We start from the raw sequence: 19041 nt of genomic DNA on the forward strand, positions 1-19041 counted from the left end.
CCTAGCTTTTCAGGGTTGCCCAGTTCGGCGCTTGCTGGCTCGGGCCGATGCCGATTTCGAGGCCGATGTAGGCGCGCGCGGCAACCACATCGGCCAGCGCCAGGGCGCCACGGCCATAGGAGGCCGTGCCGGCGAGCGCGATATAGGTGGCGGCGGCATCGGTGCGCGACAGCTTCTCGAAAGCCAGCCGGTAGATTTCCCAGGCGAGATGCTGGAACTTGGCTTCGGCGTCGAGCGCCACGCCCTTAGCGCCGATGATGCCCATGACCTGCCGCGAGCCGGCCGGCGCACCACCCGGGATTGTCAGCGCCGTACCCGCCACGCTATAGGCCGGCGGGCGCTGGAACACGCCACCGACAAACAGCAGCAGGGCATCCGCCGAAGCCGGCGCAACAGGCAGCGTGTAGCCGGTGGCACCGCCATCGAACACGAACGGCACCGGGCCGCCGGTATAGGCCAGCGCGGTATCGCGCGCCGCCTCGGCAGCGGCTTGGGCGGCTTCCGCAGCCACCAAAGCGGCGGCAGCATCATCGGCACTCTCCGCCGCCGCCGCCGCCGCCAATGCGATGCCGTCATTGTCCGGCAGATCAGCCGCGACGTTGCCGCCGGCATCGAAATGCAGCAGCCGGTTGGCGCGAGCCGGCACGGACGGCAAGATAAGGTTTGCGGCCTGGTCATGCGGCGCGGCACTCAAAGACCGCGCAGCCACTTCGCGCGCCTGCTGTAGCAGCAGCACCGCCCGGTCTAGCTCCAGGTTCAGCGCCACCGCCCGGAATTCAGCCCCCTCGACAAAGGCCGTATCGCGACGGTCCGGCATGGCCCGCTGTAGCGTGACGCGCACGCCGTGCGCTGGCGCTGGGGATAGAGTGATGCTGCCGCCAGCTGGATTGCCCAGGCCGGCAACCGAAAATCCGGCCGCCGGCAGGGCATCCAGCCAGACCTTGAGATCGGCACCAGCCTCGACCCTGAAGTCGAAACCGAACACGGTTTGAACGCCATCAGCGATATACTGCACGCGCGGCGGATTGGCATTGACGGTCACGGCTTCGCCCCTTTCTTCGGCGCCGGCACGCCGAACATATCGTTCGCCCCTTGCTCCGCCGCATCGAGCAGGCGCCGGAGGTAGAACAGGTTCTGCATCGGCACCAGGCGCCGCAGCGCGCGGCTATCAGCAGAGGTCCAACCGCGCTTGTCATGCCAGGCGGCATCGGCACTGGCGCCCGCCACCGCGAAAATATCCGCCACCGTGCCAGCAGTCGGCCCCAGCAGCGCGCCGACAGCGTTGCGACTCTGATAGCGCGTGGCGGGCGGGCCACCGGCCAAGGCATGGACGCCGAAATTGCCACTGGTGAACTTTTCCACCACGTTGTTGGCATCGTAGAGCCAGCCGGTCCAGCCGGCCTTGTCGATACCTTCCGCCAGCCACACCGCCGGCTTGTCGGATAGATCACGTCCGGCAAGCACGCCCTGGACGCCATAGGTCATCATGCCGAGGCCAGTCATCAGCAGCAGTCCATTCAAGGCGGCCATGTCGCGCTGTTGCAGTCCAGCCACCGCCACACGCTGCGCCGAGGCAAAGCCGAACGACTTGAACTGACCAACCAGTTTGCCAAGCTCGCTCGACATCCACAGCGGCCGATCCGCGATACCGGGCGTGACAATCACCCGGTCTACTTCCTTTTGCAGCGCGGCGCGGAAAGCGAACACCGCCGAGGCGTCATCCCAGCGTTCGGTCTGCGGCAAGGTCAGTTTGCCGCCATCATCGGCGTGTTGCGCCAGCTGATCGGCGATCAGGCGCGCATGGCCCTCGCTGATCCCGGCAGACGCCAGCTTTTCGATCATCGCCGGATCAGCAGCACCTTTGGCCCAGGCGCGCACACCGTCGATCAGATGCTGGCTGGCGACAGCGCCAGTGAATTGCTTCAGCGCCGCGTTCCACGGCGCCATCAGCGCCACCACGCCGAAGCGATCCGCCATGGCTTTAACACCGCGCTCGAACTTGGTCAGGCGGCCATAGTCATCGCCGATATCGGCAAGGTTGAGCGCGCGGCTATCCAGCACCATATCCAGTGCCGTACCGGCCCATTGCGCCTCGCGGGCCGCCAGCTTGAACCGCGCCGGCTCACTGATCAGCGCCGGAAGCGCCTGGCCCAGCACGCGCTCCAGGCCGTAGACCATGATCGGACGGCCCAGATCGGGGATGGCGCTGGTCGCCATCATGCCCATCATGCGCAGGTAGTTCCAATCGCGCACCACGCGCGAGCCGCGCACAGCCCAATGGTTCGGATCGGCCGGGGCGCCGTAAGTACCGCGCAGCCTATCAATCAGCGCCTCCAGATCGCGCACGGCGCCCGCCGAGGCAGCTTCAATGCGCCGACGCGCCGCCTCGTTTGGCGCCGCCCGCATCATCTGGTTGAACTCGTCGCGGACTTCGCCAATACGGTCAGCGCCGTCGATACTGCCCAGGGCTTTCTTCAACTCGATATCAGGCGCCATGGTGCGGACATACTGCCGGGCGATGACATCGGCATCCGAAATCAGGAACGGTTCGATCAGCTCATCCGGGATATGGAAAGCACGGGCCTGCAACGGCCCGCGTGCGTTCGGATCGCCGACCCGGCGATTGACCGGCATCGGCTCATAGGCCGAGCGGCCACCCTTGGCGCCGATGATGCGGTCATAGATCTGTTCGGCCACATCCACCAACTCGGCACGGTCCCGCGCCACATCGGCCTTGATGATCTGCGCCGGGGTATCACTCTTGCCCGGCCAGCGCGCCACGGCATCGTCCAGCGCATCAGACAGGCCCTCCAGCCGCGCGCCCAGCTCATCGCGCAACGCCTGGAGCCCCGCCACGTCATGCTCCAGGCCGGACAGCCGGTCAGCCAGTTGCCCGAGGCGGCCCCGCAACTTGGAGCCCTGCCAATCCGCCTCATTGCCGCGCAGCTTCAGCCGCCGCAGTTCAGCATCGGCACGGCGGCGGATTGCCTTTGCCGTCAGCTTCTCCGCCGGCAACGCCGCCAGTTCGCGCTCATAGGTTGCCAGCAATTCGCGCCCCCGGCGGAATTCAACCACCCGATCCGCCGCCGGCCGCAGCGCCGCCGTGCCGTCCTCGCTGATCGCCGCCAGCTTGGCGAAGTCATAGAAATCACGCCGCGCGTTCAGCGCCGGCAAGGCCGCGTCACCCAGATCATCCAGCGGCGCCGACAGCCGCTCGGCATCAGCCGCCGACATCTCCAGGCCCATGGCGCGCGCTGCATCGCGCATATCCTCGCGCGCCAGCGCCAGGTACAACCCTGTGTCATCCAGGCCGCGCGGATCGAGGCCGGCCGCTTCCACCTGCTGCCACAGATCATCATGGCGCCGCAGCGCCGCCACCGCATCGGCATCCAGTTCGGAATACCGCTTGGCGCCCGAGAGGTCATCGCGCAGCGCATCCAGGAAATCGTTCACACTCGGGCGCTCGGCATGATCGGGGAAATAGCCGTTCTCCCAGGCGTGCAAAGCCGCATCATCCAGCGCCTTGCCGGACTTGTTATTGACCAGCCCGGGCCGGCCATTGGCGCCGGCCGCGATCAGTTCGCCGCCTTCCTCGCGCAAGCCTCCAGAGCGTTGCAGCCAGGATGCCAGCGAGGCCGGGCGCTTTTCAGGCTCGCGCAGCGCCTCCGGCAGCTTTTCGGCATTGGCCGCGTCCTGGCGGACACGTTGCACCGCGTCGCGGCGCGCACCCAGGTCGAAGCCGCGCCGCACGGCCACCGCCGCCGCACGCTGCGCCTCATCGGCTTTCGCACGGGTTTCCGCCAGCCGCGCATCGCGCCGCTCGACCTTTGCAATCGTGCGATCCAGCAGCCGCAGCGCATCGTCGCGCTCGCGCGCCAGGTCCATCACCTCGCCACGGATCGACGCCTTAAGCTCCTGTTCGCGCGCCAGATGATCGCCGACGATCTGAATGAATTCCGGCTTTCGCGCGATCATGCGCTCGATATCGTAGACGCGGGTGAGATAGCTCACCGCATCCTCGACCTTGACATCCTCGGGCAGCAACTCCGCCTTGATCGCCGCCTCTTTCAGCGGCTCGAATACCTGTTGCCGCAGCAGCTTGGCCGCAGCCGTAACCTCGGGAATGTCATGCTGATCGCCGCGCCGCATGGCACGGCCAACCTCATCCATGAACTGGCGCCGCGTCAGTCCAGCCGGCTGCCGCGCCAGGTCGGCTACCTCCGTGCGCAGCCGCGAGCCCCCCTCCAGGCCGCGCGATTTCAGCCACAGGGCATCCAGATCGCGCAGCGCGAAGCCGAGCGGGGCCTGCCACATCTTCACAGCGGTTTCGACCGCCGTTTGCGTCGCGATGCCGTAGGCGTTCTTGGCATAGGTCCAAGGCGTTTCCGCCAGGGTTTGCAGCAGCGCGCGGGCCTTCACGCTCGGGCCGGTCGCCAGCCGCAGGCCGGGCGAAGCGAAGCCCACCACGCGCTCGAAACCGGCGGCCGATTTCAATTTCTCCGCCAGCAGGCCATCCGACGACGAAGCCGCCGACAGGGAACCGCCTTGACCGCCCAGGCCGCCGGGAGTAAAGCTGGCTGAACTCTGGCCCATCGCGTTGACATCGCCCCCGCCGGCCGCGACTTCGGGGGTGGCACGAAAGGGCTCCGGTCCGCTGGCAGCCGCGAGGGGGGTTCGCTCCCCCTCCCAGAGTTTTACCCGCCCACCGCCGGCAGGATAGCGGTCGCGAAACACCCCGCCCGAGATTACATCCCAGGCCGCGCCATCAGCCGAGCGGTTAAGCCCAACATAGATGGTTTCGGCATGGCCGCCGCGCCGCTGCACCAGCAACAGCGAGCCATCATCAGCGCGCCAGATTTCCGAGAACCGCTGCGCCACCGTTTCAACGAAGCCGGCCGCATCGTCATAACCGGCGCGGCGCAGCTGATCGCTGCGGCCCTCGCGCCAGATATGCGCCTCGCCATGCGCCATATCGCCGCGCGGCAAGCGGATCGGCCCCGGCTCGACGCCGGCACCCAGCGCCACCCGCTGATCGATGGCACCGAAATCAGTGCTGCCGTCATCGAAGGCCACATAGTCACGATTACCGACCTGGCGATACCGCAACGCCGGATCATCCGGCACTTGGCGGGCGTTCAGCCGCGCCAGCGACTGATCCAGGTCCGCGCGCAATTCAGCTTCCGTCACCGGAACGCTATGAGGCTCCGCTACCGGATCGACCAGGCCATCCGGCCGAGGCTGCACCGCGCGCCGCGTCTCGGCTTCAGCACCGGCAGCGACTTCGCGCAAGGATGCACCAGCCATACCCCGCGCCGCGCCGAAGCCCCGGAAGGCCACCGAAGCAGAGCCGCCCAGCACACCCGCGAACACCGCGCCAAAGCCGACAGACTCCGCGCTCTCGCTCCAGGAGCGGGTAAGCTGCGTTGCCTGCAAAGCAAGCTCGGCACCGGCAGCGCCAACCGCGCCGGCCGCACCGACCGAAAGCGCCGAGGCCAGAGCCGTGGTGCCGAGCCGGCCACCACGATAGATGGTGCCGCCCACCGGAATGAAGTTGATCGGATCGAGCAGGCCGGCGGTGAACTGCGCCGCCAGCCCGGACATGCCGGCACCCGCCAGCAGCCGCCGGTCCGCCGTTTCGGCATCGATCCGCGACTTGACCCGCTGCACATCATCAGCAGATGTGGCATCGGCGAAGCGGCCCGCGTGATGCAGATAGCGGTCATCCAGGCCCGCGAGCGGGTCGAAATCAGGATCAGCCGGAGAGCCGGCGGCAAAGGCACCGCGATCAGCGGCGGCCACAATCGAGCCGATGGAATTGTCCTGGCGGAAGGCTGCGGCGAGCAGACGCATCGCACCCGGCGAGTTCGGCTCCGGCACTTTCGGCAACAGGCCATAGCCAGCCGCAGGTGTGAAGCTATCGCGGTCCAGCCAGGGCATCAGGGCACCACCACCAGCGGGGGCGCGTTCAGCAGCTCGCGGCGCCGCTCAATCGCCTGCCGCGCACGCGCCACCAGCCTTTCGCGCGCCGCGCTGCGCTCCCAATCCGGGCGCCAGCGCAGATACTGCCCCTCGGCATCGAGCAGCGGCGCCCAGGCACCATCAGCCTCCAACCGCAACACGCGATAAGCCGGCCGCGCCATACCGCCCAGCTCTTGCGCCGAGAGCGGATCAGCCTCCAGCCGCAGCTTCTGGCCTTCAGCCGGCGCCGCGTTGATCGCCTTCAGATCATCGCGCAGCTGTTCGCCATACCACTCGACACCATGCTCACTGCCATAGACCGCCTCCGGCGCAAACCGCATCCACCGCCGGCCGCCGCCATCGGCTTCCGTCACCGCCCAGATGCGCCTGACCCGCGCCAGCGCCAGGCGCTTGGCCACTTCCGCATCACCTTGGGCAGCGAATTCCTGCTGATACGCAGCATTGAAATCGCCGAACAGACCGTCCGTCACATCGCCGGGCTTGCCTGTGGCCCAGCGCGTCATCACGCCGCCGGTCAACTCACCCTCCAGCCATTTGCGGCGATCCGCGTCCGGCTCATCCTTCAGGCGCTCCAGCCGCGCCTTGGCTTCAGCCGCCGGCACTTCGCGCGCCTTCAGGGCCGCGACAGCCGCAGCACGCGGCTCCAGGCCCAGCCGCAGCCGCTCCATCACCGGACCCGCCAGGTCCACATCCTCGCGCGGCAGATCATTCAGCAAAGCCGGATTGCGCGCCTCCAGCGCCATGACCTGTCCCGCCGCCGCCGCCACGCGGTCAGGATCAGTGGTGCGCAACTCGACCCGCCAGCGCGAAGCCAGCGCCGGCGGCACCAGGCCAATCTGCGTGGCGTAATCCACTTCGCGCGCCGCCCGGATCGGCGCCGGCAGATCGGCCCAGAGTTTGGTCTGGGCCGACTGGAAATGACGATCAACCGCCTGGCGATCCTCCGCCGATTTGGGATCGAGCGGCATCTGCGCCAGCCAGGCTTGATGCACCCGCGCAACGCCGCGCTCGCCTTTGTCTGCCTTCAGCCGCAGTTCGGTTCGTTGCTCGGGCGTCAACAGTCCGCGCGCATAGGCGTTATCGACATCGACCGATCCAGCCTCACCAGCTTCCACCGCCAGTTTCAGATCCGAATGGAAGGCATCGCGATCAGCCTTGGCCTGCTGATCGCGGAAAGTCGCCTCGACCTTTTCCCGGCCAGCGGCGATCCGATCAAGCTCCTGGTGGAAATGCGTGCGCTCCTGCGGCTTAAGCCGGCCATCCTGATAGGCTTGCTCGATATCGCCCGCGCCGCGCTCACCCTTGCCGAAAGCCAGGGTGAAATCCGACAGCCAGCGTTGCCGGCCTTCCTCCGCCCCGGCTTTCGCCTCGGCATCCTGTTCGCGCCGCTGGCGGCGCAGATCGGTCAGATGCGCCTGCATCCAATCGGCGGCCTGATTTCGCATGGTCGGGTCAAGGTCATCGCGACCCCGGACCATTTCGGCATACGCCTCCGCCGACGCCAGACCCTTGGCCTTGGCCTTATCAAAACCGCCAAGCACGAGCTGCCGCCGCCCGGCATCCTGGAGCTTCAGCGCCAGTTCAGCCTTGGCCTGGGGCGTTAAATCCGAACGCGCGTCCAGCGCGATCCGCGCCTTGAGATCAGCCGCCTCGGCTTGCGCCAGGTTGCCCGCACGCCAGGCACCAGCCGCTTCGTCAGCAGCCAATGAGAACGCCTCCAGATGCGTGGCATTGGCCCGCGCCTCGGCATCGCCGCGCACGGCGTGCGCCACTTTCAGCCTGCCGATTTGCGCCTGTCGGTCAAAGTAGACCTGGAAGTCGGGTGCGATGGCCGGCGGCACCACCGCCATCATGCGACCGCGCAGGTCGGACAGCGCCGCATCATAGCCGCCCAGATCGGCCGCCTGGGGCTTGGCGAACTGTTCGACCGCACCCGCCACGCCGACATCGATATCAAGCTGGCGCCGGGTGAAATAGGCGGTTCCTACCGCCTTGTTGAAGGCGAGGTCCGATGCTGCCTGGCTTTGCCGCAGAACCGGCGCGCGGCCTTCATTGCCGGCCGCCAGGCCCTCCGCCACACCCGCGCCCTCGGCTTGCTGGCGCTCCAGTTGATCGCGCTCCTGACCGCCCAGCTCGATCAGGCGCTGCGCCACCAGCCCCAGGCTTTCGCCGAAATCGTCCAGCGTGCGGGCGCGCGAGAACGGCGAGAGCGCCGAACCGATGCGGCGCGGCAGCAACTCGCTGCTACGGCCAGAACGCGGCAGCAGGCCGGCCATCAGCCGCGCCCCAGATAGGCTTGGCCGAGGCTGGCGCCAAAACCGACCAGGCCACCCACCGGCGCCAGGGCGCGGCGGCGACGGGCGTCGCGCGCGCCGAGCAGTGCCTGTGCCATGCCCAGATCGGCGTTGTCCTGGCGCAACCGCGCCATGCTGGACGTGCGCGCCATGGCACCCTCGGCAACAGCCAGGGCCGAGCCACTGCCTGGATCGACGCCGCCGGCATGATAGATGGCGTTCTGCGCCGCCAGCGCCCGGCCCAGTTCGCGCTCGGCTTCGATATCCTCGGAGAGCGCCTGGCGCTCGATCATGCCGCGCTCATATTTGGCCTGGCCTTCCGCCATGCTGGCGCCGCGCGCACCACTCACCGAGCTATAGGCCGAACTGACACCGGAGAAGCCCAGGCCGATAGCCTGTTTCGAGCTAAGCCCTGACCAAGAGAGAAACTGCGACCACATAGAGGGATTGGCAGGACCAGTGCCAAAGGCCGTGGTGGCACCGGCAGCCGCCTGGCCGAGCGCATCCGCAGCCAGCGCACCGCCGGCCACAGTTTCCGTGGCGGCGGCACCGGCCGCCGCGCCCGCCAGCTCGGCACCAGCCAGGCCCGCGCCGGCAGCGCCAGCGCCCGCCGTGCCGGCACCAGCGCCAGCAGCGGCGCCAGCGCCGGCCAAACCGAAGCCGCCCGTTGCGATGGCGAGGATACCGAGGCCAATTGCCGGGACGAGGATTTTCGCGCTGCTACCCATAAGCCACCACCTCGCGCTGCATCGCCAGGATTTCCACTGGCAAGCCGCGCCGGCCAGTCAGGATACCGGTGGCCGGCAAGCCATCGCCGCCGCGCCGCCAGCCAACAAAGCGCCGCTCCAGCGTGCCGGTGACAAGAGGCACGGCAGCGTCCAGAAGGCCACCGAAGCGCGGCAGAACCAGCGGCACCCCATCCACATCCAGTTCGCCCGTGCCATTCACCCGCACCAGCAGCCGCAGCACGCGATACTGCCGGCCCTGAAGGCCCGCGCCGCTATCGTCGCGGAAGGCCGGCTCCAGCGGCTCCAGCTTCCATTCAATAGGCCGACCCATTCGGGCCTGCGTAACGCCATCGGGCAGATCAAGCACGCCATCAGCGCCAGGGGTGGAAAAGCCGATATGGCGCCAACCGGCTTCCGACTGGACATGCACACCGATTTCAACTTCGCGCAGATGCGCCGGCACCGTGACCGAGCCCAGCGGTGTTTCTGAAGCGAAGGACACGGCGCCATCATGCGCGGCGGCCGGATCGAAATATTCCAGCAGCAGCCGGCCTTGGCGCTCGACCGCAACCCAGATGCGGCCCGAGACGGCCGCCGACGCGGTGAAGGCACCGCCAACCGTTCGGTACAAACACCAGGCCGCGATTTGCTGCGCACGGCGGGTATTCAACACCGCTAGGCTGCCATCGCCGCCATTCACCAGGATCAGGTGATTGACCGCTTTCTGGCTCGGCCCGACGCAATAGGCCATATCGCGTAGCGGCGGCCGGATCAGAAACGGCGACAACACGGCCAGGTCATTCGCCAGATAACGTTCCGACTTGTCGTCGAAGATCAGCTCATAGGCGCTTTCGCGCTGTTCGCCCTCACCACCACCGATCATCACCGGAGCGCCCTCGACTTCGACCGGATCGATGGGCGAGGCCGCCACCTCGTTATGCCGACTAGGCAGGAAATCGCCCGGCGTGATGACGCGATCCGGGCAGACATAGACGCCATCGCTGGAGAGGATGAACAGGCGGCCGAGCGAATAGAACCGCCGGATGCCGGCATTGCTGCCCTCGGTCAAGGTCGCCTCAACCGCCTCATCGTCCAGCGGTTCGGCGGAAACGCCGAAATTGAAATACTCGCCGCTCTTGGAGCCGTTTGCCGTACCGCGCCGTTCGACGGCGCCGCCGAAATAGGTCCGGCCGTCATGGAAACCGACCGCAGCCGGCCAGCCGCGCCGCTCACTCCAGACCAGCTCCTTGCGGCCGGCCGGATCGGAAATAGTGCTGCGGTCAAACCACCAATAGCCCGAAGCGAAAGTCGGCGCCGCGAAGGCCACCGTAACCGAGGCCGTGACCTGGGTTGGCGAGACATAAGCCGTGATCGTGGCGCGGCCAGCATCGGCGCCGATGGTGGCGCCGACATCACCCGCCTCGAACCAATCGGCGTCAACGGTGACGGTGCGGCCGGCACCAACCGTGGCGTCCGATAGCGTGATACCGCGCTTCGGGAAGCGCCGGCCAAACTCGAATGTCGGGATATTGGTCAGCGCCACATCCTCGGCTGTCCAGGCATCATCGCGGCCAAGCCGCAGCAGCCGCTTCGGCTTCATCGACGGATGCACGATCAGCAGCGTATCGAGACCCGAGGCGAGGTCGATTTCAGGCAGTTCGGCAGCACCCCAGGGCAGGCCGGTGAGGTGCGCGACCAAGACCGCACCCTTGAACACACGGCACTCGTTCGGCGTGAACACCATCAGATAGGCCACCGGGTTGAGCCGGTCGGGATCGAAGATGAAGCGGCGCAAACGGTGCGGCGTACCGGCGGCCGCCAGATCTGCCGCGTAAGTCAGGCCAGGCCGCAGCGCCAGGCCGCCATGGGTGCGGCTTTCCAGGTTCTCAATCGACGCCGCGCCCTTGGCATACAGATCCAAGTCATCGCGGCCATGCAGACCAGGATCGACCGCGCCCCGCGACCAGACGTTGTTGATGATGGTGGCCTTGCCCACGATCAGCGCCCCTCAAGCAGGCCGAGAGCCGGCGCCAGCACACGCGGCGAGCTTTGCTGCGCGTCGGCCCCCTTGGCGGTGATGAATTTGGTCTGGGCCAAATTGAACAAGCCGCCGCCATCCTGGCCGGTCAGCGCCTTGCAGCAGCGCGCCTCCAGAAAGGCCGCCAGCAGTTCGGCGAAAAAGCCCGGCCAAAGCTGCTCATCGGTGCGCGATATCCAAACCAGCGAGGCCGCTTCACCCATGGCCCGCAGCCGGTTGCCGATTTCACGCCGGTAGTAAACCGCATCGCCGCGCTCATCGAGCAAGGTGACGATGCGCAGGGCATCCGGCGGCACGGCATAGAGAAAAGGATCATCGGGACCGGCCGGCGCCAGGCGCTGCGGCGCAGCGAAATCCGAGGCGAAGGACCACGGATAGAGGCTAAGCAGGCGGTCACGCTCGATTGGGTAGAGCGGCCTGCCGATCTTCGCCGCCGCCGATCCATCATCCCACGACGAGATGGGATCGACAGCGAGCCCAGCCAGCGCGGCATTGAAGATATCGACGGCGGTAAACATCGGCCTGGCGCCTAACCAACCCAGCGCAGCGGCTTGCGTGCCGGCGCCTCATCCTTGGCCTTGTCAGCCTTGGCCTGGGCCTTGTCGGCTTTCGCCTTGGCCTTGGCTTCAGCTTCGGCCTTGGCCGCCTCATCAGCAGTCGAATTGGACATGGTACGATCCTCCACTTAAGTGAACCGGAGTGAGAGACAGCGGCGCCGCATGGCCGGAAGGGAGAGAACCACGCGGCGCCGCCGAGGCCGGCCACCCCAGCCAGCCGGCCACCAGCGCCCCAGCGCGCTAGTCGGTATCGGTGCCGCCGGTTTCGACCATATCGGCCACATCCACCACGCCGCCGGCATTGGCATTGACGACGACATGACCGAATTTCGGCGTGCCGCCGATACCGGCGTGAAGGTAGATATGATCGCCGACATTCAGCATCGACGCCGCGCCGTTGAAATAGCCGGCAGTATCGATCTGGGCGGGCGTATCGGCCGACTTGTAATGCCAGAGGCCGAAACCGTTACCGGAGGCGATCAACGCCAGGTTCTTGACTTGCAGACCCATGATGGAAGTCTCCTAAATGCGAGGGATAGGTGCGAAGGCAGCTTGCGGATTGGCGCGCACGCCGTGCGCGCCAGCCGGATCAGCTTTCGAGGCAGCGCAGCGTGACGACGCCGGTAGCGTCGATCATCACGGCGCCCTGGCTCATCATGTTGTTGATGAAATGCGACGCACGGTCGCCATGCCAGGTGATATCGGACGTGACATCCTTACCCGAGGCATGACCGATGGCGGTTTTGTGGAACCAGTGGCAAAGGCGAACACCACCAGCGGCGGAGAGACCACCAAACGGCACCCAGAGCGTGTTCAGCCACCGCTTCGCCTGGCCGCCATTCTTCCACGGCAAATCCTGATCGCCGACATAATCCGCGTCCTTGAATTCCTCGATATCGAGGAGCTGCGACCACTGGCGCCAGCCGATGACGCAGGTCCGCCCGCCATCATCCGGCACATCGGCAGCGCCGAGCGCCTCGAACGCCGCCAGCACCTTGGCCTTGGTCATACCATCACCGGCGGTCAGCGCATAGTTGGTCGATGTATCCAAGGCAGCGACGATGAGTTCATCCGTCTTGCGACCCAGCGCCCAGGCGCCGGAATTCATCGCAATCTGCTTCTCATCGTTGTTGGTCTTGAGGTCATCCAGCGCGTCATTCCATTCGCCGGCATAGTAATCAGCCAACAAACACTCGACCGAGGAATGATCGACATTCATCACCGGCACCTTGCCGTGCCGCGCCTTGGTCGCGGCGGTGCCCTTGCCAGCCTTCTGGAAGGTAGTGGACGCGCCCTTGACGTTACCCTTGCCGCGCACCAGCCCCCGCAGCTTGGAGCCCTGGCGCTGATAGGCGAGATGCACGCCCTTCTCGTATTCCTTGACAAAGCCACTCTCTACACTCGGATTAGCCATAGCTACCTCCTGTTTCAGCCCAGGCATCGCCCCAGGCACGCGGGCCGGGTTGCGTCATTGCCGCTCCCCCGGCCATCGGGGAGGGCGCGCTTGATAAGCGCCTCAATCGGGATAGAGGCGCTTGAAACCCTCCGTGACCTTGGCGACGTAAGCCGGGTCCGACTGTTTCCAGTAGCGCGGATCACGCATCATTTCGGTCAACTGATCCTCGGTGAGCGCAGGGCCGGCACCCGCGCCGCCGCCGGCACCCGCGCCGCCGCCCTTACCGACCAGCTCGCGGATGCGATGGAGCAACTTGGTGCCGGCCGGCGACACGCGCAGCAGCCGGATTTCAGCCTCCAGATCGGCGTCACCCTTGACGATGCCCGCAGCCCAGGCATCCAGTTCACCAATAACAGCCGGCGCATTGGCGCCGAATTCCTTCTGCAGCGCCGCATTGCCGGCCTTCAATTCCTCCAGCGCCGCCGCCTGATCGGCTTCCATGCCGCCGGTCTGCACCTTGGCATAGGTGGCAACCAGGTCGTTGATGGCCTCCTGATCGAGCACGCCGCCGCGCTTGATAACGCGATCCAGCGCCTGGGCCAGCGGATGATCAGGCTGGGCTTCAAACTTGCCGGCGAATTCCTCCGGCACCGTGATTTGCAGGTCTTTGGCGGCAAGACCAAGTTTGGCCTGGAGATCAGTGCCGAGCTTGAGCGCAGCACCGACATTGACGCCGCCCTTGCCCTCGTTCGCCGCCGCATCCCAAAGCGCCTCCGGCACATCGACCTTGGAGCCATCAGGCATGGCGAACTGGCGCGCCATGCCATTACCGCTGCCGGCCGCATCGCCGCCCTCATTCTTGGCAGCGCCAGCACCTCCAGCAGCGCCAGCATCATTGCCGCCGCCCGGCGTCTTGAAGCCGAGCAGATTGCCACCGCCTTCATTGGTTTCAGTCGGATCCATGGTTCTCTCCCTGGGTGTAGTGAACGACAGCGCCGCGACCCGAGCCGCGATTGACTAAATCCTGGATCATGCCGACCAAGGCGCGCTGGCCTTCCAGGAAGCGCAGTTCGGCATCGGTGATGCTGGGGGCAACGCGGCGGTCAATGGTGATGCCGCGCAGATGCGCCAATACGCGCTCACCGCGCGACCCCGCAAAGCAGCGCGCGAATTCCACGGCGATATCGTCGCGATCTTCAGACACTGCCGAAGCCCTCCGCGATACCACCCATGCCGGCCTCATCGGCCAGACTGGCGCCGGCCTGCCGGCCCAATTCAGTGCCCGCCGCCTTGGCTGCCGCCTCGGCACCCGCGCCAGCCGCAGCCTCCAGGGGGTTTGGCGCCTGGGGCTGGGCAGCGGCGCCCTCGGGCAGCACCGCCTCGACCGGCATCGAGCCGTAATCGAGATACCAGCGGATGAAGGCTTCGCGATCCACCACGGCCATGGTGGTTTCCTGATCGATCGACAACGCCGTGGCATATGTCCGCATCGCCTGTTCGGCCTTGGCCTGGGCGCGCAGCCGCATCAGCGGCGAGATCGGCCAGATGGCGCCGGTCGGGAAATCCTCGACGTGGAAGCGCGAGCCGATCAGATACGGATCGGCCAGCACATCCAGCACCGCCAACACCAAAGCCTCATGCAACTCTTTCAGCACATGCAGGGTACGCGGCAGGTCAAGGCGGGCAGCGCGCCGCTCATCGCGCTCAATCTCGAACGCCGTGCGGCGGGAGGATTTTGCGCCATCGGGCGGCAACGGCCCCTGGATGCCACGCTGCACCTGCCCGCGCGTATCAGCCAACACGACCTGACCGACATCGAAACGCCCGGCCGGCGCCAGCGGCGTAAGGCCCGAGCTGCCGCTGGCCTTGGGAATGATCGCACCCGGCACCAGCTTGATATTCGCCGGGTTCAGCACGCCATCATCTTCCGCCTGCCAGATACCGGAGACCGCCAGCGAGGCGTTCTTCAGCGTCAACTCGACGGTCTTGTTCGCCGTGTGGGCATCAGGAAACACGCGGCGACCCGGCCCGAAGCCCCAGGCGCGCTTTGCCGCTTTCGCCATGCGGAAAGCGATGCGGCGGCGGCGGCGCCGCTCGGCGCGGAAGATCGGCTGTTCGCCATCCTTTTCCAGCGGCTGGACCTCGACGATCCATTGCTTGCGCACGGCGTCATAGATTTCGCCTTCAAGCAGCGCTACCTCGGCATAGGGATCGTCCTGGAGCTGGCGTTCCCATTCCGCCGGCAGCACCGCCTCGGGCCAGACATCCGCGATATCGCATAGTGGCAGCCTACGCAGGCGCCAGGTATCCGTCAGCCGGCCATCACGGCCCTGCGCCACGACCAGATCAGCCGCGCTCACCGCCTCGAAATGCAGCGGGTTGTCGGCTTCGCCCCGGTGCAGCTCGATACAGCCGACCGACATAATGCATTCTTCCAGCGGCTGTTCGATTTCGCTGTGGAAGTTCGACGCCTCAATGGCGTCGTGGAACGTTTCGCGCAGTGCCTGAAGCAGTTCGGCCGGAGCATCCTTGCCGGAAAAATCAGCCCATTCATCGAACGGCGGAAACAGCTTGTCATGCAGATCGCCGGCCCGGTCGGAAACCGCGAGGCTTCCGGTGGCATCGTAATTCTGCGCCGTGTTCGCCGGGTTGGCGCCCTCATCGAAAGCCGGCGCATGGGCCGGCACCAGCAACTGGTATTCACGCTGGAGCAAAGGCCGCATGCGATCCGCTTCCGCCTTGGCGCGCGTGAAGCGGCGGCGGAAGTCGGATTGCTTTTCGGCGGGCGCGGCCATCGCGATCAACCCACCGTGCGGCCGGCGGACTGGAAGCCCATCAGGGCGAGACTGGGATCAGCCGAGCCGGCCAACAGCGCGTTGATGCCGGCGCCACGGCGGCGCCGCGCATTCATCGCAGCGGCGTTCTTCGCCCTCTCATCGGCGCGCTGCTTCTCCAGCTCGGAATTATCCGGCGCCGCCTGTTTGCCGCCCATGATGCGCCTCCTGACAATTGGTCAGAAAGCGCCATAACATGCGCGGAGTCCGCGACAGGCCCCGGCTTCGCTTCAGCCGCAAAATATTTTCCACAGCCCCGGTGCAGGAGAAGTACCCGAAGCGCAGGCCGGACCAGGCCGCCGCGTCAGCTGGCGGCGACACCGGCACCAGTCGCGCCAGGCCGAGCCCTTCCATCAGCGCCAGATCATTGAGATAGGCATGGCCCTTGAGACGCTGCACCGCAAGGCCAGATGCGCGCGGATCAATCACCGTGAGCCCATCGGCATCAGGCAGCACGAGCCAGCAATGCCGGAAGCCCGGCGCCAGGCAAGCCCGCAGCGCCCAATGCAGCAGAAATGCCGCAACGCCATCGCCAGCGCGCGGCGGCTCGTTATCGGCAAAAACGACAAGAGCCTTCATGGCCGGAAATCCGTGTTCGCAATGATCGCCTCGCGGAAAGCCTGGCGGCCAGACTGCCGCGCGCGCAAAGCGGCCATGTCACTGCCGGCCAGCGCGGCATACTGATCGCCATCGGCGATATGGGACCAGCGGTTCTTGATCGGCTTGCCATCCTCGCCAGCGACATACATGCCGGTATAGGCGGCTGTCAGTTGCGTACAGTTCGGCGACAGCAGATAGCCGGGCTGGCGATCCACACGCTGGGTCATCGGGAAGCGTACGGCATCGAGCCGCAATTCGAGATTGTTCGAGCCCGGCGCCGGCCGCACCGGGATACCCAGCGCAGATCCAACATCGCGCAGCCAATCGAACTTGGCACCGCTGCGCTGATCGCGGTTGAACTTGGCGGAAGGATCGCCAACAGCCACGATCTGCTCGCGCCGCCAGCGCGGGTAATGCACCGCCAGATGCGCCTTTGCCATCTCGGCAAAAGCCGCCGGGCCGGTGAACTTGTTTTCCGGCGCGATGATTTCCGACAACGTGCGGGCCTGTCCATTCGGCATGTATTGCCGCGCCGCCATGGCGGGCGTGCCGCCGGCATCCAGGCCGAGATACAGCTTCAGGCCGCGATCCGGCACCAGTATTTCAGAGGCCACCATTTCACTGGCGACGAACTCGGGATAGATCAGCAGGCCATCGGGGTTCTCACCCCATTCACCATCGACGAACCGGCGCACATCATCCGGCTTGTTCTTCCAGGCCAGGGCCATGCGCTCGTAATAGGCCAGCGAGGAATTGCGGCGGTTCTCCGCCTGGGGCGACCGGCCCGATGGCTGGCGATAGAGTTTCCATTCTGGCGATGGCTCCAGCGTCGTGAACCGATAGAGCCAATGCGCCACGCTTGGCGGGTTGAAGGCCCCCAGCACCGCGCCAGGCGCGGCGCCGAAATCATGCGGCGGCGCGCCATAGAGGCCCTGGCGATGCGGTCCCGCCGGGTAACGGCCATTCAAGACGCGACCCAGCGCCATATCCAGCGCCTCGACACGCTGCTGATCGACCTCATCGAACAGGACGAGATTACCCTCCCAGCCCTTGAAAGCATCTTCCGCAGTTTCAGCCTCTGGTCCAACAGCACGGAATTCCACGCGCACATCGACCGGACCGAGGCGGATCAACTGCCCGCGCCGATCCTTCAGCACCAGATCGAGCCGCAGGTGATGCGACGGCGGCGGCGTGGCGATCCAACTGGAGCCCGGCAGGTTACGCGGCAGCCACTGCTGATAGGACGGGATGGTCTTGTCCTTGAGGTTCGGGTAAGTGTCGCGCACCACCATCACCTTGAGGTAACGCACGCCGTCAATCACGCTCGGCGATATGCGCGGGATGAAGTTCAGGACAGCGCCAAAGAGCGAAATGGTCTTGCCCGAACCGAACGGGCCCGTAATCAGCTTGCCCGCCACATGCTCATCGAACATGAAGGCCGAAGCCACCGGCCCAACCGGCGTGAGGTTGATGCCATAGCTCATCGCGCACCCCCACCCCGGCGAGAATGATACGAAAAGCGCACGCCGTGCGCGGCGCTTCCCCCACCCCCGGGGAGAGGTCGCCCCATTTTCGCGCGCGGGCAAAAGCGGTTTTCAACGCCCGAAAAATGCATGCGCGACCCCGGGACGGTGTCATGCAGGCATGGGGGGGGCGCCGGGTGGCCGCAATTGGTGCGGATCGTGGCGATGGCGGATCGGCGGCGGATTGCAGCGCCAGGCGCCATCGGTACAACGGTTATTCGATCCGCTGTCATTGCTCGGTTTCTCCCTGGTCTTTCAAAGGCTTAGCGTCGGCGTTCAACTCATCGGCGTTCAACTCCCGCGCTTGACCGTCGATAACCCATTGATTTTCCTCAAACATGACAACCTCATCCTCGGTCACGCCTTCGCCCGACCGATCCACCACCAGCATCGCGCGGTTGTCCTCGACCTCGATCACCTGCGGCAGCTTCTGGTGGACGAATGGCGCCATCCAGGCGCGCACCCGGTTTTGCTCCTGGACCACGGCAAAGATGCCGACGCCCATCTCCGCCGCCAGGCGCTCGGGATCAGCCGAGACGAAAGCCCAGCCCTGTTGCAGCGGCGTGGTGCCGTAGAACCGCTCCAGCGCGGCGATGCGGTCCTTGGTCTTTTGGTTCTTGGCGCCTTCCGGCCGGCCCGGACCGCGCTTAACCGGCCGCAGGCCATGCAGTTCGGCAGCGGTGCGCGGTGAAATCGCCGACAGCAGCGACAGCTGGAACTCTTTCTCGGCTGGCGGATTTTGTACGGGCGACACCCCCGGTTTCGGCGCCTCTGGCGGCGCCGCCGCGCGCTCGGCAGCCTCTTTCAGCCGCGCCGCAGCGGCTTCCACGGCCTCGGGCGGCAGGATCGCAGCGGCATCGAGCAACGGCAGGTCGCCGAACGGCTGATCATCATCGGCCATGGCAATAAAACCCCCATATTTTATTGGTCCGCAACGCTGTTGCGCCGCTGTTGCGCGCGGCGTTGCGCGTCAAGCTGTTCAACATCTTGAACAATTGACTATTCCCAACGCTCAAACGGTATAGAGATAAATACTCCCACACCCGCCCGCGCATGCGCGCACATGTCGGCGCCACGCCGATAGAGCGTTGC

General features: G+C 66.2%; 16 protein-coding genes. All 16 read right to left on the reverse strand.

Annotated elements, in window-relative coordinates; all coding sequences use genetic code 11:
- Position 1: 1 nt before the first annotated feature.
- Positions 2–1042 (reverse strand): hypothetical protein, encoded by a 1041-nt coding sequence (locus ACQY7X_RS17760; protein WP_428246746.1) that lies wholly within the window; start codon positions 1040–1042, stop codon positions 2–4.
- On the reverse strand, positions 1039–5937 hold the full coding sequence (locus ACQY7X_RS17765; RefSeq protein WP_428246747.1) for a hypothetical protein: 4899 nt from the start codon (positions 5935–5937) through the stop codon (positions 1039–1041). The genes ACQY7X_RS17760 and ACQY7X_RS17765 overlap by 4 nt, the downstream gene beginning before the upstream one ends.
- Complete coding sequence (locus tag ACQY7X_RS17770; RefSeq protein ID WP_428246748.1) at positions 5937–8255, reverse strand: hypothetical protein; 2319 nt, start codon at positions 8253–8255, stop codon at positions 5937–5939. Before ACQY7X_RS17770 ends, ACQY7X_RS17765 begins: the two co-directional genes overlap by 1 nt.
- Positions 8255–9001, reverse strand: a complete 747-nt coding sequence (locus tag ACQY7X_RS17775) for a hypothetical protein (protein ID WP_428246749.1) — start codon at positions 8999–9001, stop codon at positions 8255–8257. Before ACQY7X_RS17775 ends, ACQY7X_RS17770 begins: the two co-directional genes overlap by 1 nt.
- A complete protein-coding gene (locus ACQY7X_RS17780; RefSeq protein WP_428246750.1) occupies positions 8994–10997 on the reverse strand; it encodes a hypothetical protein in 2004 nt (667 codons plus the stop codon). The genes ACQY7X_RS17775 and ACQY7X_RS17780 overlap by 8 nt, the downstream gene beginning before the upstream one ends.
- A 2-nt stretch (positions 10998–10999) precedes the next feature.
- On the reverse strand, positions 11000–11557 hold the full coding sequence (locus ACQY7X_RS17785; protein ID WP_428246751.1) for a hypothetical protein: 558 nt from the start codon (positions 11555–11557) through the stop codon (positions 11000–11002).
- Positions 11558–11568: 11 nt separating this feature from the next.
- The gene (locus ACQY7X_RS17790) at positions 11569–11709 is read right to left on the reverse strand and encodes a hypothetical protein (protein WP_428246752.1); all 141 of its coding nucleotides are present in this window, start codon (positions 11707–11709) and stop codon (positions 11569–11571) included.
- Positions 11710–11836: 127 nt separating this feature from the next.
- The gene (locus ACQY7X_RS17795) at positions 11837–12106 is read right to left on the reverse strand and encodes a hypothetical protein (protein ID WP_428246753.1); all 270 of its coding nucleotides are present in this window, start codon (positions 12104–12106) and stop codon (positions 11837–11839) included.
- A gap of 79 nt (positions 12107–12185) precedes the next feature.
- Positions 12186–13010, reverse strand: coding sequence for a phage capsid protein (locus tag ACQY7X_RS17800; RefSeq protein WP_428246754.1), 825 nt, complete (start codon positions 13008–13010; stop codon positions 12186–12188).
- Positions 13011–13112: 102 nt separating this feature from the next.
- Positions 13113–13955, reverse strand: a complete 843-nt coding sequence (locus tag ACQY7X_RS17805; protein ID WP_428246755.1) for a capsid assembly protein — start codon at positions 13953–13955, stop codon at positions 13113–13115.
- On the reverse strand, positions 13942–14196 hold the full coding sequence (locus ACQY7X_RS17810) for a hypothetical protein (protein WP_428246756.1): 255 nt from the start codon (positions 14194–14196) through the stop codon (positions 13942–13944). The genes ACQY7X_RS17805 and ACQY7X_RS17810 overlap by 14 nt, the downstream gene beginning before the upstream one ends.
- Positions 14189–15787: a portal protein gene (locus ACQY7X_RS17815; RefSeq protein WP_428246757.1), complete on the reverse strand. Its 1599-nt coding sequence runs from the start codon at positions 15785–15787 to the stop codon at positions 14189–14191. Before ACQY7X_RS17815 ends, ACQY7X_RS17810 begins: the two co-directional genes overlap by 8 nt.
- 5 nt (positions 15788–15792) lie before the next feature.
- Positions 15793–15984 (reverse strand): hypothetical protein, encoded by a 192-nt coding sequence (locus ACQY7X_RS17820; RefSeq protein WP_428246758.1) that lies wholly within the window; start codon positions 15982–15984, stop codon positions 15793–15795.
- Positions 15956–16405, reverse strand: a complete 450-nt coding sequence (locus ACQY7X_RS17825) for a hypothetical protein (protein WP_428246759.1) — start codon at positions 16403–16405, stop codon at positions 15956–15958. Before ACQY7X_RS17825 ends, ACQY7X_RS17820 begins: the two co-directional genes overlap by 29 nt.
- Complete coding sequence (locus ACQY7X_RS17830; protein ID WP_428246760.1) at positions 16402–17910, reverse strand: hypothetical protein; 1509 nt, start codon at positions 17908–17910, stop codon at positions 16402–16404. The genes ACQY7X_RS17825 and ACQY7X_RS17830 overlap by 4 nt, the downstream gene beginning before the upstream one ends.
- A 268-nt stretch (positions 17911–18178) precedes the next feature.
- Positions 18179–18850 carry a hypothetical protein gene (locus ACQY7X_RS17835; protein ID WP_428246761.1) on the reverse strand — a complete coding sequence of 224 codons (672 nt, stop codon included), beginning with the start codon at positions 18848–18850 and terminating at the stop codon, positions 18179–18181.
- Between the last annotated feature and the right edge of the window lie 191 nt (positions 18851–19041).

Source organism: Ferrovibrio sp., assembly GCF_965278975.1.
GTDB lineage: Bacteria > Pseudomonadota > Alphaproteobacteria > Ferrovibrionales > Ferrovibrionaceae > Ferrovibrio.